The organism is Empedobacter sp. GD03797 (genome assembly GCF_029842105.1).
In the GTDB taxonomy this organism is placed as follows: domain Bacteria; phylum Bacteroidota; class Bacteroidia; order Flavobacteriales; family Weeksellaceae; genus Empedobacter; species Empedobacter falsenii_C.
In genome coordinates this window covers 105820-123174 of the sequence record NZ_JAOCFS010000004.1, presented here as the reverse complement: position 1 = coordinate 123174, position 17355 = coordinate 105820, and the positions used below count along the sequence as shown (strand labels likewise).

The window sequence follows — 17355 nt, the reverse complement described above, 5'->3', positions numbered from 1 at the left end:
TCCTAAGTTTTTGGCATCATAATTTCTTAACACTAAAAACAATAAAAAAACAATTAACCTTAAATAATAATTCATATGCAAGGATTAGAAGAAAACAATCAACCAACAAACAAAGGAAAAAATGGCTTAGTAGTTCCTTTGGCACTTGTCGGAATCTTATTAGCCGGAAGTGTGGGATATAATATTTATCAAGCAAATCAAATCGGGAATCTTGAAAAAAATGAATCTTTAAATTCTCAAATCCTTAAAAACGAAACGGGTCAAAAAGATCAAATTCGTAAACAATATGATTCGATTTTAAACGACTATACACAATATAAAGCTCGCATCGAAGATCGTAACAATTTATTGGGTGATAAAGAAAATATGATTCAGTTAAAGAATCAAGATATTCAAGAAATTCTAGATAAAGACAATCCAACTGCAGAAGAAATGAATCGTGCTCGTAAAATGATCAACGATTTAGAAGGAAGTGTAAAAAATTACAAATCTGAAGTTGCGCGTTTACAAAAAGAAAATGCAATTCTTGTACGTAGTGTTGACGAATTAAATAATAAAAATTCTGCTTTAACAACAGACAACAATAATTTAAGAGAAAACAATAAAGAGTTAACATATAACTACGAAACAGAAAAAAGTGTTCGTCAAAAAGACAATGCAATTTCGAAAGGAAAGATTAATGAATTAAGTTCAACTTTATCTGTTTCGAATCAACAAATCAAAGGAATTCGTGTAAGAAATAGCGGAAAAGAAGTTGAAAAAACACGTGCAAAACGTATAGATAAAATTCGTGTTTCTTTTGATGTAGATCGTAATTCGAGAACAGAATCTGGAGAGAAAAAATTATATGTTGCTATCTATAATCCTGATGGAACTTTAGGAAGATATGGAAATGCACAAGGTGGACAAATTGAATTGAGATCTGGAGATACAGTAAATTTCTCTGATGCAATCAACTTTAATTACACAAACGGACAAACAAAAAATATTACGTTTGATTGGGAAAACGAGGAATTCCAAAAAGGAGTTTACACGTTCAATGTTTACGAAAATGGATTTAAGATTAGTCAAGCAAAAATAACCCTAAACTAATTATTGATACAAGACTAACCAAGAAAGCTCAGCAATTGCTGAGCTTTTTTTTGATTTAATATATTTTTTAAATATTATCGTTTCAAAAGATTAATACTAACAGTTGCCAATTCGTTGTTTGGATATTTTTTGAACAATGTTTTATCTGGAACCAAACCAGTTTCTTGACAAATACGATGAAAAACATCTACTTCCACAATATATTGATCCGAGAATCCATGCGTCGCATCATACGCTGTTGCAGGCGTATTTCCTAAATTCTTCGCCGTTAAATCTGGAGAAATCGTATGTAATTCGATCAACAACAATCCAAATTTATCTACATAAGGCGCCCATTTTTTAAGATGATTCAATAAGTTTTGTTCCACATCATTGTTTGATAATCGTTTTCCTCTAAACGCAAAAGCTCCTGTAGAAGCACTAATTCGATTTGTTTTGACATCTTCTACATCTTCCCAAATTCGATTATGATCTAAAAATGTTCGGATATTTAATAAATCACTCAACTCTATTGAATAATCATTTTTCAAATCTGTTGCTAAACGATCTGGATCGCCAATATCGCCCCAAATCACTTTTGCCCAAATATCATTTTTAATTAAATTGGCACGCGTCACTTTCAATGCTGCTTGATTATAATCTGCACCAACCAAGAAAAGTGGGTATTCGTCTAGATGTTTTCCGCGTAAGGTTTGACGTTCTATCACATCATACAAATGTTGCAAAAGCGCTCCATTTCCACATCCCATATCCAAAATCCCTTTCGGTTGCTCTTCTATCGGACGATTGAAAATATCAACAATAAACTCATCTATCACTTTGAAATAAGTGGAATGAGCTCCTCCACTACCCCAAACATTCATTTCGCGATTCACATGTTGCTCATCTTCACCATCGGTAATTTCACGCAATTTTGTTGGCGAACCGAAAAGTAAATCATTCAACTTTGCAAACATTGGTAAATAAGAAACTGTAACACCATACGATGTTGCACGACGCGCAAAAAACAATCCTATTTCGGTGAATTTATAGTTTTTTTCGTGTTTAGTAAACCAACCTAATTCGGTTAATCTTTCCAATATTTTTTCGAAAGTTTGTGGATTTTTGTGAAATTCATCTGGATTGAAAGAGGCTTCCATAAAGTATTTATGAAACAAACCGCTCATTCCCATTCGCACAATAATTGGTCCAACTAAAACGCCTTCGATATGTTTGGTAATTTGATAATGCAAAGGTTTTTCAAGAAACTCTTCGTCATCAGCAGTCATCAAATAAGTTTTATATTTATCAAATAATTTGATCCATTTTTTACAAAACTCATCCGAAAAATCATGTTGATTGATTACCTCATTTTCTGCCAAAAAAACAGCTAAATCATGGTAAATATCAATATTAGTAAATGCGCGATCCGAATATTTATTGGTTTGAATTTCGACATTATCTTTCGCATTGTCCACCGAATATTCTAACATATTCTGCGAAGCCAATACACGCAAAGCAACATTTAGATAACCTTCGTTTGCCTGAAATTCTTTTGTCAATTCTTCTAACTGTATAGTTTTGTGCTCGACAATGTAATGCAAAGCTCCTTTTTTAGCCAAAGCGCTTAATACCGGAGCCGTTACCAAACCATCGAGATGTCTAAAAATTAGCGATCTCAAATATTTTTTATCCATTTTGGTTGATTTTTTCTACTATAAATATATTGAAAATTGCGAAAAGTTGATGTGAAGGTTATTGTAAAATTTTAAAAATCAGAAATAAAAAAAACCTCATCTATTGATAAGGTTTTTGATGTATGTGATTAATCAATTTTGATAAAATTACCATTCAGATCAAATTTCAAATCGACATTATTTTGTAACAATTCTACTTTTATTTCTTTATCTTTTGTATCCATTTCAATTGATTTCGCATCAATTTTAGGATATTTAGTTTGAAGATATTTTTGAATATTATCTGGGAAAAATTTAATCGGAATCGCTTTTCCTAGACCATTTTTCACTTCCTTCCAATCACCATTATCTGTAAATTCTATTTTTGTTCCGTCTTTCAACTGAATATTATATGTTGTGATATTGCGTTCAACTTCTTTTATCGCATTCACGAACTCCATATTACCAAAGTTTTTCGAAACAAAATTTTGTGCATTAACAGGCAAATTATTTGCTGAAATAACGGTTTCATTCGGGTCAATATTTACCGTTTTTTGTTGACCATTATCTTGCAAAACCACATAGGTATTTGACGAAGTCGATGACTCTGGATTATTTGCAATATCACTCTCCGAAACAATTGGCTGTTCTGCAACTTCAGATTTATTTGTTACAACTTCTGTGTTTTCTGTTTTCTTCGATTCGCACGAAGATAAAACTAAACTTAAAATGGCGGCTGTTGATAAAATTATTTTTCTCATGATTTGGATTTTAAACGTTTATCAACAAGCATTATACCATAAAAAAAGCTGGTTAAAAATTTAACCAGCTTTTAAGAATTTATTTTTTCTTCTGAACTAAAATCAGGTATTCCCAAGGTTTTAATTTCAGTTTTGTTGTTGCATCAAATGTAACATCTTCGTTGTTCATAAAGTTTTTGTACACCCCATTGATTGGAACTGTAATTTCTTTATTTGTTTTCGTAAAATTCGCTATAAAATAAGCATCTGTCGTATTTTTTTGACGTTTGAATGCTAAGATAGATTTATCATCAGATGTTTTCAAACGTTCGTAAGAAGCTGCTTTTTTCGCTCCATTAAACGCTTCATTTGTGATTTTAAGTTCTCCTAACTTTTCATAAACGCCACGCATTTTTGAAGTTGGATTACGATCAATAGAATCTTTGACAAAGAATTTTAAACGACGATTAAAATCTTCTTCTTGTCCATTATAAATCAACGGAATTCCTGGTAAAGTATATGTTAATGCAGCAAATGTTTCCACTGCATCACCCATTCTTTCATATTCAGTTCCAGCCCAAGAATTTTCGTCATGATTTGATGTGAACAATAATTTATAATCATCGGCTTGCCATTTTTTCGGAATCGAATCCATGTACGCATCAATCGCAGAAACGTTTTTCTTACCTTTTGCAATATCATTCATGATATGATGAATTTCCCATCCGTAAGCGGCGTCAAATGCATCATTTGCTAATAATTCTGGTTTCTCCGTTTCAGCTAACATAAAAATTTCGCGACCATTTGCCAATTGTGGTTTTGCTTCGTTCCAAAAATCTGTCGGAACTTCATGCGCCATATCACAACGGAAACCATCAATTTTGAAATCATCTAACCAATATTTCATATCGGCAATCATCTGTTTGCGCATTTCTTTGTTATCGAAATTTAGCGCCACAACATCCGACCAATCGTAAGGAGAATGCATTTTTCCATTCTTATCTTGTTCGTACCAATCAGGATGTTGTTTTACCCAAGGATGATCCCAAGCCGTGTGATTCGCAACCCAATCCAAAATCACATAGATTCCGTTTTTGTGCGCCTCATCAACTAATTTCTTGAAATCTTCGGCATTTCCAAATTCTGGATTGATTCCTCTATAATCTTTGATCGAATAATACGAACCTAAACCTTCTTTTCGGTTTTCTTCTCCAATTGGATAAATAGGCATAATCCAAAGGATTTTAACCCCTAATTTCTTGATATTCGAAATCTCTTTTGTTACCGCAGCAAAAGTTCCTTCTGGTGAAAATTGACGAACATTCACTTCATAAATCACAGAAGTTTCTGCCATATCAGCCGTAAAAGGCAAAATACTTTGTTCTTTCCTTTCTTTTTTAACGTCTTCTGACTTTGTTTCCTTTTTGCTTTCACAACTTGTTAAAAACAAAGTTGTCATCAAGGTTAAACCAACTATTTTTTTTATCATTTTTCTTCTATTACTTCTCAAAAAACTAATTCACTTTTTCCAATAATACAATATCAGAAGTTGTATTCAATTCTAAATTTCCGTTCACAACTTTTCCAGAAAAACCTGAATAAGCATCGCGAACTTTCGTACCATCTTTCCAAACAAAACTTACATTAATTGTCTTTTTACCAATTGGCATTTCCAAACCAATCACCACTTCGTCTGTCTTATATTTTCTTGTAAAAATATACGGAGAATTTTGCAAATCTGTTTGATTTCCTGCTCCAACTGCTGGATGATTTCGTCTAAATTGTCCTAATTTTTGGTAATGATTCAATAATGATTCCGTTTCTGAATTTGGTTTGATATCTTCCCAATTCATATTCGAACGAAGATTTGCATCTCCATCAACACCTTCAACCTCTAACGGACGAGCCGTTTCGTCTCCATAATAAATTTGCGAAATCCCTGGCGCCAACAACAATCGAGTTCCTGCGTCCCAAGGATTTTGACGATCTTTATCAAAAGGCGAACCATCATCGTGCGATGTAATGTAGCTCATTACAGACTTTCCTTTCATCTTGTTTTGAAGAATATCATTGTATCGATCAAAAACAGTTTGATTAGATTCTTTTTGAGTTGAACGTAAATCAAAATTGATTAATGCATCAAATCCATTCTCGAAATAATTAACCGTTTTATCAGGGAAATTATATTGTTGACCATCATTAATCGAATATCCATAAACTTCTCCTAACAAGAAAAACTTATTATGATCCAATATTTTTGTAGGATTATTCGCTTTATATTCAGCAAACGCATCTTGACAAATTTCTTCGAATTTCTTCCAAACATTTTCTTCTGTATGTTTCACCGTATCGACACGATAACCATCAATTCCGTACTTACGAATATAATCTGAAAGCCATTTCATAATGTAATATTTCGGTGCTTTTGGAAGATTATATTTCGCGAAAAAAGCATTCAATTCAGCAACTTCTTTGTCCAAACGACCTTCTTGCGACCATTTTGCTAACAATTGCGGTGGCAACATCACATCATTTTCTGATTCTGTTAAAATGTCTGGAAGATTTTTCACCAACGTACATTCTATCGTCGTTTTGTAAGATTCATAGGTACATTGTGGCGAAACACGAACCCAATCAGCAGGAAAAACGCCGTCCGAATTTGTGACTGGACCTGTGTGATTAATCACCGCATCCAACATAATACGAATGCCTTTCGCATGGGCTTTGTCTACCAATTCTTGCAACTCTTTTTCAGTTCCCCAGTTTTTATCAATCGACGTCCAATCTTTTGTCCAATAACCGTGAAATCCATATGTTTTTCCTTGTCCTTCGTCTACAAAACCGTGAATTTGCTCCACAATCGGTGTCATCCAAATCGCATTAACTCCTAAATCTGAAAAATAATTATCTTCTATTTTATTGATTACTCCACGAAAATCTCCACCTTCAAAACCTCTTAATTTAGAAGTTTCAGCAGTTCTCCCATAGTTGACATCATTCTTTTTATCTCCATTCGCGAAACGATCGGTCAACAAAAAATAAATATTTGCACCATTCCAAACAAATGGTTGTTTTTCTGAATGATTTGTTTGCGTAGCTTGTGTTGTTGTTTTTGAACAAGAGCTTAAAAACAATGACGCTATTCCTAATGTGAAAAGTATTTTTTTCATAATACGTTGTATGTTTTAAGTTCTACGTTTTAAGTGAAATATTTCTCAACTTATAACGTAGAACTTGTAACTTAAGACTTATTTAATCTCTTTAATGCTAATTGCAAAACCTCCACCAGCTTGAGATGTTAAATCTAAAACAGATTTTGAATCAACCTTTTTTGTTTCGATTTTATAGGCTTGAGGATTTGTTTTATAATGCGCATCTTTTGCATCAGCATAGATTTTCGCTTCGTATTTTTTTCCTTTATCTAAGAAATCTAATTTGATTTTCGTTGAACGTGGCGTTTCACCATTTACATTTCCAACAAACCAATTATTTGAGTTTTTGTCTTTACGTGCAATTGTTAAATATCTTCCTGGTTCAGCTTCTAAATAGTTAGAATCTTGCCAATCTACAGGTACATCTTTGATGAATTGAAATGCATCAGAAAATTGTTTGTAATGCTCAATAATATCAGCAGCCATTTGCAAAGGCGAATACATTGTCACGTATAAAGCCAACTGATTTGCAATCGTAGAATTGACGTGAGAATAGTTGTTTGGATTTAATTTTTTCACATCCATTTCGAAAATACCAGGCGTGTAATCCATTGGCCCACCTAAAAGACGCGTGAAAGGTAAAACCGTTACGTGATTTGGTTTAGAACCACCGAAAGCTTGGTATTCTGTTCCACGAGCAGATTCGTTTCCGATTAAATTTGGCCATGTACGCGCAACTCCTGTAGGACGAACCGCTTCGTGAGCATTAACCATAATTTTATATTCAGCCGCTTTTTCGATTGCATATTGATAATGATTAATCGTATTTTGGCTGTAATGATAATCTCCACGAGGAACGATATCACCTACATATCCACTTTTTACAGATGTATAACCGTTATCGTTCATGAATTTATAGGCTTTTTCCAAATGTCTTTCATAATTACGAATAGAACCCGAAGTTTCGTGGTGCATCATAATTTTTACACCTTTAGATTTTGCATAAGCATTTAACATTTTCACATCAAAATCTGGATAAGGTGTTACAAAATCGAACACATAGTCTTTGTGATTACCGAACCAATCTTCCCAACCTTCGTTCCAACCTTCAACTAAAACAGCATCAAATCCGTTTTCTGCAGCAAAATCGATGTATTCTTTTACATGTTCGTTATTTGCTCCATGTTTTCCGTTTGGCTTCGCATTTTTATAATCGGTTACACCTAATTGTACTGTCGGAAAATCATCTGTATATGCCCAAGAGCTTTTTCCTGTAATCATTTCCCACCAAACACCAACGTATTTTACAGGTTTGATCCAAGAAGTATCTTTAATTTTTGAAGGTTCATTCAAATTATAAACCAATTGCGGACCTTTGAAAGCAACTTCTCGTGCATCATCACTCGCAATAATAGTACGCCAAGGCGTATTGAAAGGCGCTTGTAAATAACCTTTATCACCCAAAGCATCAGGAGTCAACCAAGATTCAAACGTTAATGTTTTATCATCTAAATTCAAACTCATTGCAGGATAATTAATCAACGCTGCTTCGTGTAAATTGATGTAAAGTCCATTTGTTGCTTTCATCATCAAAGATGTTTGTACTCCTGTTTTTGAGAAAGCTTGTTGAGATGCATTTCCAATATAAGCTTTATCAAATAATCCTCTAATTTCTGATAATTTAGATTCTGTGTAATCGTATTCTTGCGTATCGTAATCACCAGGAATCCAAAAAGCAGTATGATCTCCTGCCATTGCGAATTGTGAATGCTCTTCTTTGATCACAAAATATTTCAAATTCTTTTGTTCTGGGAATTCGTAACGGAAACCTAATCCTTCATTAAACAAACGAAAACGAATAATCATTTGTCTATCTGTATTTGGTTGAGAAACCGTCACCGCTAATTCGTTGAAATTATTTCTGATTTTGTCTACTTCTCCCCAAACCGGTTTCCAAGTTTCATCAAAAGTTGATGTTTTAGTATCAATAATTTTGAAACCTGATAAGAAGTTTGCAATGTCTTTTGCACGCTCATCTTCTACTCGATCTTGCACTGCAAAATCCATTTCTTTATGCTTCGTTTTAAACTCAAATCCTAAATGACTTGGTTTAACCACATCTTTTCCTTTGTATTTTAACTGATAAGTAGGTTTTCCATCTTTAGACAACGAAAAATCCATTACAAAATTTCCGTTTGGAGATTTCAATTCTTGTCCATAAACCATATTCATCATCGCGATTCCTAACCCCAGTATAAACTTAAAGTTTTTCATATTTCTTGTTTTTGTTTTATTGTCTGTTTTATGCTTTACGCCTAATGCGTAAAGCAATAAATTTCTTGTCAAGCTGAACTTGTTTCAGCTTCTCATTCTCTACTTTATGTGATCCTGAAATGAATTCAGGATGACTTTTATATTTCATTCATTTTTATTCATGACTATTTTAAATTCTTTTATATGAATTCATATGCCCTTCGGGGAAGTCTTGACACAAAAACGAATCAAAAAAGTCAAGGCGGTAAATCTATTTGACTAAAAATTTAAACCGTTTCGAGAATGATTTAAAAATTCGCTATCGCTCATTAAATCATTTTTACTCTTCACTTTTTAAATTTTATTTACGTCATATATTTAATGCCATTTTTTATAATACGTTTTCAGAATAAACGTGAAACCTACTACTTTCCAAGTTCAATAATCATCGAAGATTTACCATCAATTGTGATTTCTCCGTTTGTATTGATTGGTAAAACTTTGTCCGAAATAATATCTTTTCCAGAAGTAAATCCGTTTAATGATTCTGCAAAACGATCTAATTTGAACGTTTGTTTTTCTGGATTTGCATTCAAAATAACCATTACAGATTCGTTCTCATTGTATCTAAAATAGACGTAAACATTACTTTGTGGCATATAATGCTTCGTTTTTCCTGAATGAATAACTTCTTTATTTTTTCGCCAATTGAAAAGTTTTGCTGTAAAATCGTGAAACGTTTTTTGCTCCGTAGTTCTTCCTTCATTTGTAAAAGCCGATTGTTTATCTGATTTCCAACCACCAGGAAAATCTTGTCGAATTGCTGCATCACCTTTACTTTTATCTCCTCTCATTCCGATTTCAGAACCGTAATAAACTTGAGGAATTCCGCGGACAGTCGAGATTAATGACAAACCAAGTTTATAATCATTCACATCTCCATTCATAATTTCGTTCCAACGCTCTGTATCATGATTTTCCATAAACACAAACATATTGTTGACATTTGGATACAAGAAATCATTTGTAAATGAATTGTACAATTTAATCATTCCTTTGTCCCACGATTCCTCTTCCTTGATTGCTTTTGGCAATTCTGAGAATAATGGAAAATCCATTACAGAAGGTAAATACGAATTATAATTATCGATTTCAGCAATTTTAGAATCTTTTTGCCAATACGAAATATGCGCAGGCGAATACATCCAAGCTTCTCCAACTACATTGAAATTTGGATATTCTGTCGTAATTGCTTTTACCCATTTTGCCATTCCTTCTTTGTCATTGTACGGATATGTATCAACACGCATTCCTCCTAATTCTGCATATTCTATCCACCAAATTGCATTTTGCGTCAGATAATTTAGCACCAAAGGATTTGATTGATTCATATCTGGCATTGTATAATCAAACCAACCATTCAACGCTTCTTTTTTGTCTACTTCTGCAGCGTTTTTATCAAATTGGGTTGTTGTACGATAATTGGAACGACGGAAGCCATCTTTTCCTCCAGGAAATTTGTGAATCCAATCTTGCGAAGGCAAATCCTGAATCATCCAATGCGAAATTCCCCAATGATTTGTCACATAATCTTGAATCAACATCATTCCTCGTTGATTTAATTTTTGTGATAATTCGCGATAATCTTCATTGCTTCCGTAACGTCCATCAATCTTATACAAATCAGTTTGTGCATAGCCATGATAGGAATGTTGTTTCTCGTTATCTTCATTAACAGGCGTTAACCAAACCGCTGTTGCACCAAGATTTTGTAAATAATCTAAATTGTTGATAATTCCTCGCAAATCCCCACCATGACGACCATCTGGAATAGAACGATTGGCTTTATCTGTTAATTCTTTCTTCGAATCGTTGCTTTCATCACCATTTGCGAAACGATCTGGCATAATCAAATACACCATATCTTTTGATGTAAAAGATGTTCGATTTGCAGAATTTGGTTGACGATCTTTTAACTCGTATGTATACGAATCAACAATTTTATTTTTGTTTTTGATGTTAATTTTGAACGATGATTTGTTTACTTCATTCGTATTAATCGTTACAAAAACATAATTTGGATTTTCAGTTTTCTGTAAATTTTGAATTTTTACATTATCCGATAATTCAATATTGTATTTACTAATATCTTTCCCATAAACCAAAATTTGAACTTCTGGATTTTTCATTCCTTTCCACCAAAACATTGGCTCAACTTTTTGGATTTGAGCAAACGCAAATGTTGATAGGAAAGATGATAATAATAGTATTTTTTTCATGTGTTTTGTTTTTTTTTAGATACCTCGACAAGCTCGGTACGACATTTACTTTATTGTCTTTAATGAAATTGTCATTCTAAGTTTATCGAAGAATCTTTTTAATTCTCTGCCGAGCTGAATTTGTTTCAGCTTCTCATTCTCTACTTCATCCGATTCTGAAATGAATTCAGGATGACTTTTTTTAGATACCTCGACAAGCTCGGTATGACATTTACTTTATTATCGTTAATGAAATTGTCATTCTGAGTTTATCGAAGAATCTTTTAAAATTCTCTGTCAAGCTGAACTTGTTTCAGCTTCTCATTCTCTGCTTTATGTGATCCTGAAATGAATTCAGGATGACTTTTTTTAAATACGTTTTCAGAATAAACTTAGAACGTAGAACTTAAAACCTATTACTTTAAATAAAAATACCCTGAAAACCGAAGCCTTCAAGGTATTAGATTCCCTTTATTAAATCGAAGGCTGAACAACTACTTTCTGGTCAAAAACATAAACCTCTAACGGTTCTGTTCCTTCCAATTCAAAAGTTGTTTCTCCTTTATTTACGATAACTTTTAGGATTTGATGACGGAAATTCACTTTGAATGTAAATCCTTCCCATTGTTCTGGTAAACGTGGCTCAAAATACAATTGATCGTTTTTCACACGCATTCCTCCAAATCCTTCTACAATCGACATCCAAGTTCCTGCCATAGATGTGATGTGTAATCCTTCGTGAACTTCTTTGTTATAATCGTCTAAATCTAAACGAGAAGTTCTCAAATAAAATGTATATGCTTGTTCCATTCTTCCTAACGTTGCCGCTTGGATAGAGTGAACACAAGGCGATAAAGATGATTCGTGAACCGTTAATGGTTCGTAAAAATCAAAATGTTTTTCTAATTGATCTTTCGAAAATTGATCTTCGAAATAATAGAACGATTGTAAAACGTCTGCTTGTTTGATATAAGCTGAACGTAAAATTCTATCCCAAGACCATTTTTGATTAATCGGACGTTCTTCTTTTGGTAATTCAGAAACAGGTGTTAAATCTTTATCCAAGAAACCATCTTGCTGTAAATAAATTCCTAATTCTTCACTGAATGGAAAATAAATATTCTCTGCAACTTCTTTCATTTCTGCTAATTCAGCATCAGTAATACTTCTCTTTGCAGCGATTCGAGCGAAATCCTCTGGATAATTAGTTTTGACGTTTTCAACTTGTTCCAACAAATAATTCATACACCATTGCGCACAATAATTTGAATGGAAATTGTTGTTAACGTTATTTTCGTATTCGTTAGGACCTGTAACTCCTAACATTACATATTGTTTTTTGTCGTTTGACCAATTTACACGCTGTTTCCAAAAACGCGCAATTCCTAATAAAACCTCTAAACCAGCTTCTGGAATATACGTTTGATCTCCCGTAAAACGAACGTAATTGTAAATCGCAAATGCAATCGCTCCATTTCGGTGAATTTCCTCGAATGTAATTTCCCATTCATTGTGGCATTCTTCACCATTCATCGTAACCATCGGATACAAAGCTGCACCTTTGTTGAAACCTAATTTCTCACCATTTTCAATTGCTTTATCCAATTGATTAAAACGGTACATTAATAAGTTTCGCGCAACTTCTTGATTTTTTGTCACCATATAAAATGGCAAACAATATGCTTCTGTATCCCAATATGTAGAACCTCCGTATTTCTCTCCTGTAAAGCCTTTTGGACCGATATTTAAACGTGCATCTTTTCCAGAATACGTTTGATTTAATTGAAAAATATTAAAACGAATACCTTGTTGCGCTTTCGTATCACCTTCTATCGTGATATCAGCCATTTCCCAAATCTTTGCCCAAGCTTCTTTTTGGTTTATTAACAATTGTTCATAACCTTGTTCATTTGCTTGAGATAATACATTTTCGGCAGCGTTAATTAATTCATTTTTAGGATGATTTGTCGAAACTACATAACCTCCAAATTTCTCAATTGTCGCTGTATCATTTGCTTTTACCTCAACTTCGTATGTGAATTCTACTTTTGTTTCAGTTTTAACAGCATTTGTTGGTGTATTTTGTTGATAACTTCCATTTACTAAGATTTTATTCTGCATAAATGTTACCACTTCAAAATGAGTTTTGAACGTACGCGCTTGAACGAAACCTTGTTCACCTTTAATTTCAGAAGAAATTGGTTCCCAAAAAATCTCTTCCCAGTTCGCATCTTCGTTCTTTACAGCTGCATCAACATAAGGTTTGAAGACAATTTTTGCATCACCATTGATTGGTTTAATATCATATTTAATTGCTCCTAATTCATCTAAATCAGCAGAAAGAAAACGTCGAACAAAAACCTCAACCTCTAATCCAGAAGGTAAAATCGCAATAAAAGAACGATCCAACAAACCTTCTTTCATGTTCAATTCGCGACGGAAATTTTTAACTTCTTTACAAGTGTTCAAATCAAATTTTTCACTGTTAATTTCGATGTCAATTCCAATCCAAACTGGCGCATTTAATACTTTTGCAAAATATTCTGGATAACCGTTTTTCCACCATCCCACTTTTGTTTTGTCAGGATAATAAACGCCGGCAATATAGCTTCCTTGAAATGTATCGCCCGAATAAAATTCTTCGAAATTGGCACGTTGTCCCATTGCTCCATTTCCGATAGAAAATAAACTTTCAGACGATTTTACACGATCTTTTTCAAACCCTTCTTCGATAATTGACCACGCATTCGGGATGATATAATCTTGATTCATTTTGTTTGTTGTATGTAGTTTGTATAATTATTGATTGATTAATTCTAACAAGAAATCCTCTGAGATTTCTGTGAAATTATTAAAGTTGTATTTTGCTTCATTCAAAACCGAAGATTCTCCAATTCCGATGCTTGTCATTCCTGCAACATTTGCTGCTTCAATTCCAGCAACAGAATCTTCAAATACAATTGAATTTTCATTCGTTTGATTTGCTTTTTTCGCTCCAACGATAAAAACTTCTGGATCTGGTTTCGCGTTAGAAACATCGTTTCCATCCACGATATCATCGAAATAATTTAGAATATTAACTTTCTCCAAAATTGGACGCGCATTTTTAGAAGCTGATCCCAAAATAATTGGTTGATTGTTTTCTTTTAGAAAGTTTAAAACCTTCATTACACCTGGTAAAATTTCAGAATCGTCCATCTTATCGATGTATTCTAAATATTCTTTGTTCTTCTGAACTAACCATTCGTTTTTCTGTTCATCAGAAGCTTCAACATTTCCCAATCCAAGAATAATTTCTAATGATCGTACACGAGAAACACCTTTCAATAATTCGTTGTGTTCGTGCGTAAAATCGATGTTTAGATTATTCGCTAATTTTTTCCATGCCAAATAATGGTACTTTGCAGTGTCAACGATGACACCATCTAAATCAAAAATAAATACTTTAGTTTTCAAAATGATTATGCTTTGATTGGTTCATCCACATCTTTTACGCGCGTTACAAAAAGTGCTGCAATAATTAGCGCAACACCGCTGGTAACAATGGCGTAGATTGGATTATCGTGATATAAATATTTTACAATTGGACCGCCCAAAAGAGCGTTAATGATTTGAGGCATACAAATGAAGAAATTAAAAATCCCCATGTAAACACCCATTTTTTTCGCTGGAATTGCTCCTGCTAAAATTGCATAAGGCATCGATAAGATACTTGCCCAAGCAATTCCTACTCCGATCATGGAAAGGATTAATAATTTTGGATCGTGAATAAAATAGATTGAAATTAATCCTAATCCTCCACAAATTAATGAAATAGCGTGTGTTGTTTTTCGACCAAATTTTAAGGCGATTGCAGGTAAAAAGAAGGCGAAAATTGCAGAAATTCCGTTGTAAACACCGAAGATAATTCCAACCCAATCTCCTGCTTTTTGATATGTTTCTGAATGTGTATCACTCAAAGACAAACCGTACACATGATGAGCGATTGCTGGTGTAGCGAATACCCACATTCCGAATAATGCAAACCACGTAAAAAATTGCACCAAGCCTAATTGTTTCATCGTTTTTGGCATATTTCCAAAATCGGTAAAAATCTGTGTTAAGCTTGCTTTTTCTTCAACAATTGGTTCTCTACCTTCTGCTTTTTCGAAAGCGTCTAATTCTTCTGGCGAATATTCTTTTGTTGTAAAAATGGTGATTAAAACGGTTACAATAATTGCGATTGCTCCAATAATGAATGATAAAATTAAGTGAAACGGAACTTCTCCTTCCGCTGCAACACTTGAAACACCAAACCAGTTGCTCAAAATATAAGGTAACCACGAACCTACAACAGCCCCTAAACCAATAATTACAGTTTGAATTGAATATCCTAATGTACGTTGATCCGAAGGCAACATATCAGCTACAAATGCGCGCATCGGTTCCATGGCGATATTGAATGAAGCATCCATTATCATCAAGAATCCAGCGCCCATCCATAATGCAGGCATCAATGCCGTAAATGCACCTGCTTGTGGCATTAAGATTAATCCGAAAGAAGCCAATAAAGCTCCTACTAAAAAGTATGGTTTTCTTCGTCCAAATTTGGACCAAGTATTATCTGAATAATGACCAATAATAGGCTGAACAATCAATCCCATTAACGGTGCAACAATCCAAAACCAAGACAATTCGTGCACATCAGCACCAAATGAACTTAGAATACGGCTCGCATTTGCGTTTTGCAAGGCGAAACCCATTTGAACTCCTAAATATCCGAAACTTAAATTCCAGATTTCAAGAAATCCTAATCTACGCTTTCCCATTATCGTAATTTTTTTATGTATTTTACGATAAGCGTTTTATGCTTATCAAAACTATATTTTTGTAATTTGAGAAGTAAAAATATGTTTTGATTTGTTTACAATGTTAAAACTTTTTTTTGGGATTATTGCAACTGTAACAATTATTTAACCAAAAAAAACTTACTAAATCGTTGTAGTTTCTCGGTGTAATAATTCAGTTCCGACAACTTCGGTAATGTAATGTTCGTGCTCGTTTTCTGACTCTAATTTTTGAATCAATAAACGCGCAGCAATCTCACCCATTTTGAATGCATTTTGTTTGACTGTAGAAATGCTTGGAATTGAGTTCTTGGAAATTACACCATCTGTAAAAGCAATTAAATGTAACTCTTCTGGCACTTTGATTCCTTTTTTCAATGCAGCTCTCAAAACTTTTACGGCATATAATTCATTTACTGCCATTACTGCGTCAAATTTATTTTTTTCGAAAAATTCATCAATCATAGTGTCCAACTGACTCTCGTCTTCTACACGCAAAATCAAGTTTTCGTCAATTTCAATTCCATTCGCTTCCAACGTTCTTTTATATCCTTCGGTTCTTAAGCGTCCGACACTTATATAATCTGGCGTCGTAATAAAGCCGATTTTCTTGCGTCCTTTACTTATAAAATATTGAATTGCTTCTTGTGTCGCAAGTACATCATCAATAATCACTTTATCGGTATAAACCTCACGTGTTACACGATCGAACATCACAACTGGCATTCCTTGGTTGATGATTTCTTTGATATGATGATAATCTTTTTTGGCTTGAGTTTCTTTTGAAAGAGAAATTACAAATCCATCTATACTACCCGCCGCAAGCATCTCCATATTAATAACTTCGCGTTCGTACGATTCATTTGACAAACAAATTAATACATTATAACCATATTGATTTGCTAAATTTTCGATCCCACTAATTACCATCGCGAAAAAATCGTGAACGATTTCGGGAATAATCACAGCAATTGTTTTCGTTTTTCGATTCTTTAGACTTAATGCAATATTATTCGGTTTGTAGTTGTATAATTTTGCAAATGCTTGAATCTTTTGTTTCGTTGCAGCACTAATCTCTTCGCTATTTTTCAACGCTTTAGAAACCGTTGATATCGAAACATCTAACTCTTTTGCAATCTGTTTTAATGTCAAATTCTTTTTCATAATCTTCTTTCTACCTTAACCATCAATCTTATTCTACTAATTTCCGTCTTTTTTATTAAAAATTAACAAGCGCTAACAATTAATTTAATTATTTATTAACACGAAAACGTTTTCGTTTAGTTAGTCGGTGTATTACATACACAATCAATCAATTAAACGACTTACATTTGGTAATGAGAAGTAAAAATATAAATTAATAATTAACGAAACAAAAC

Annotated in this window: 11 protein-coding genes; 1 reads left to right on the top strand and 10 read right to left on the bottom strand. The window is 33.4% G+C overall.

Going from position 1 to position 17355, the window contains the following annotated elements:
- Positions 1–75: 75 nt before the first annotated feature.
- On the top strand, positions 76–1092 hold the full coding sequence (locus N5D90_RS05160; RefSeq protein WP_280050768.1) for a hypothetical protein: 1017 nt from the start codon (positions 76–78) through the stop codon (positions 1090–1092).
- 74 nt (positions 1093–1166) lie between these two features.
- Here N5D90_RS05160 and N5D90_RS05155 read toward each other — a convergent pair whose 3' ends face one another.
- The 10 genes from N5D90_RS05155 to N5D90_RS05110 all read right to left on the bottom strand — a co-directional run bounded on the left by N5D90_RS05155 (position 1167) and on the right by N5D90_RS05110 (position 17140).
- Positions 1167–2768: a class I SAM-dependent methyltransferase gene (locus N5D90_RS05155; RefSeq protein ID WP_125349446.1), complete on the bottom strand. Its 1602-nt coding sequence runs from the start codon at positions 2766–2768 to the stop codon at positions 1167–1169.
- A 128-nt stretch (positions 2769–2896) separates the two neighbouring features.
- A complete protein-coding gene (locus N5D90_RS05150; RefSeq protein WP_280061794.1) occupies positions 2897–3508 on the bottom strand; it encodes a PepSY-like domain-containing protein in 612 nt (203 codons plus the stop codon).
- A 79-nt stretch (positions 3509–3587) separates the two neighbouring features.
- Positions 3588–4976 (bottom strand): alpha-amylase family glycosyl hydrolase, encoded by a 1389-nt coding sequence (locus N5D90_RS05145; protein ID WP_280061793.1) that lies wholly within the window; start codon positions 4974–4976, stop codon positions 3588–3590.
- 25 nt (positions 4977–5001) lie between these two features.
- Positions 5002–6657: an alpha-amylase family glycosyl hydrolase gene (locus N5D90_RS05140; protein ID WP_280061792.1), complete on the bottom strand. Its 1656-nt coding sequence runs from the start codon at positions 6655–6657 to the stop codon at positions 5002–5004.
- A 78-nt stretch (positions 6658–6735) separates the two neighbouring features.
- Positions 6736–8913 (bottom strand): glycoside hydrolase family 97 protein, encoded by a 2178-nt coding sequence (locus N5D90_RS05135; RefSeq protein WP_280061791.1) that lies wholly within the window; start codon positions 8911–8913, stop codon positions 6736–6738.
- Between the two features lie 404 nt (positions 8914–9317).
- On the bottom strand, positions 9318–11171 hold the full coding sequence (locus tag N5D90_RS05130; RefSeq protein ID WP_280061790.1) for a glycoside hydrolase family 13 protein: 1854 nt from the start codon (positions 11169–11171) through the stop codon (positions 9318–9320).
- A gap of 453 nt (positions 11172–11624) precedes the next feature.
- A complete protein-coding gene (locus N5D90_RS05125; protein WP_280061789.1) occupies positions 11625–13922 on the bottom strand; it encodes a glycoside hydrolase family 65 protein in 2298 nt (765 codons plus the stop codon).
- 27 nt (positions 13923–13949) lie between these two features.
- The gene (pgmB, locus tag N5D90_RS05120; RefSeq protein WP_280061788.1) at positions 13950–14606 is read right to left on the bottom strand and encodes a beta-phosphoglucomutase; all 657 of its coding nucleotides are present in this window, start codon (positions 14604–14606) and stop codon (positions 13950–13952) included.
- A gap of 5 nt (positions 14607–14611) precedes the next feature.
- Entirely contained in the window at positions 14612–15958 is a 1347-nt protein-coding gene (locus N5D90_RS05115; protein WP_114998827.1) for an MFS transporter, read from the bottom strand.
- Between the two features lie 162 nt (positions 15959–16120).
- A complete protein-coding gene (locus N5D90_RS05110; protein WP_280045491.1) occupies positions 16121–17140 on the bottom strand; it encodes a LacI family DNA-binding transcriptional regulator in 1020 nt (339 codons plus the stop codon).
- Positions 17141–17355: the final 215 nt, after the last annotated feature.

Excerpts from the sequence above, each read along its gene's own strand:
- N5D90_RS05160 (WP_280050768.1), top strand. The coding sequence starts at position 76 with ATGCAAGGATTAGAAGAAAACAATCAACCAACAAACAAAGGAAAAAAT.
- N5D90_RS05155 (WP_125349446.1), bottom strand. The coding sequence starts at position 2,768 with ATGGATAAAAAATATTTGAGATCGCTAATTTTTAGACATCTCGATGGT.
- N5D90_RS05150 (WP_280061794.1), bottom strand. The coding sequence starts at position 3,508 with ATGAGAAAAATAATTTTATCAACAGCCGCCATTTTAAGTTTAGTTTTA.
- N5D90_RS05145 (WP_280061793.1), bottom strand. The coding sequence starts at position 4,976 with ATGATAAAAAAAATAGTTGGTTTAACCTTGATGACAACTTTGTTTTTA.
- N5D90_RS05140 (WP_280061792.1), bottom strand. The coding sequence starts at position 6,657 with ATGAAAAAAATACTTTTCACATTAGGAATAGCGTCATTGTTTTTAAGC.
- N5D90_RS05135 (WP_280061791.1), bottom strand. The coding sequence starts at position 8,913 with ATGAAAAACTTTAAGTTTATACTGGGGTTAGGAATCGCGATGATGAAT.
- N5D90_RS05130 (WP_280061790.1), bottom strand. The coding sequence starts at position 11,171 with ATGAAAAAAATACTATTATTATCATCTTTCCTATCAACATTTGCGTTT.
- N5D90_RS05125 (WP_280061789.1), bottom strand. The coding sequence starts at position 13,922 with ATGAATCAAGATTATATCATCCCGAATGCGTGGTCAATTATCGAAGAA.
- N5D90_RS05115 (WP_114998827.1), bottom strand. The coding sequence starts at position 15,958 with ATGGGAAAGCGTAGATTAGGATTTCTTGAAATCTGGAATTTAAGTTTC.
- N5D90_RS05110 (WP_280045491.1), bottom strand. The coding sequence starts at position 17,140 with ATGAAAAAGAATTTGACATTAAAACAGATTGCAAAAGAGTTAGATGTT.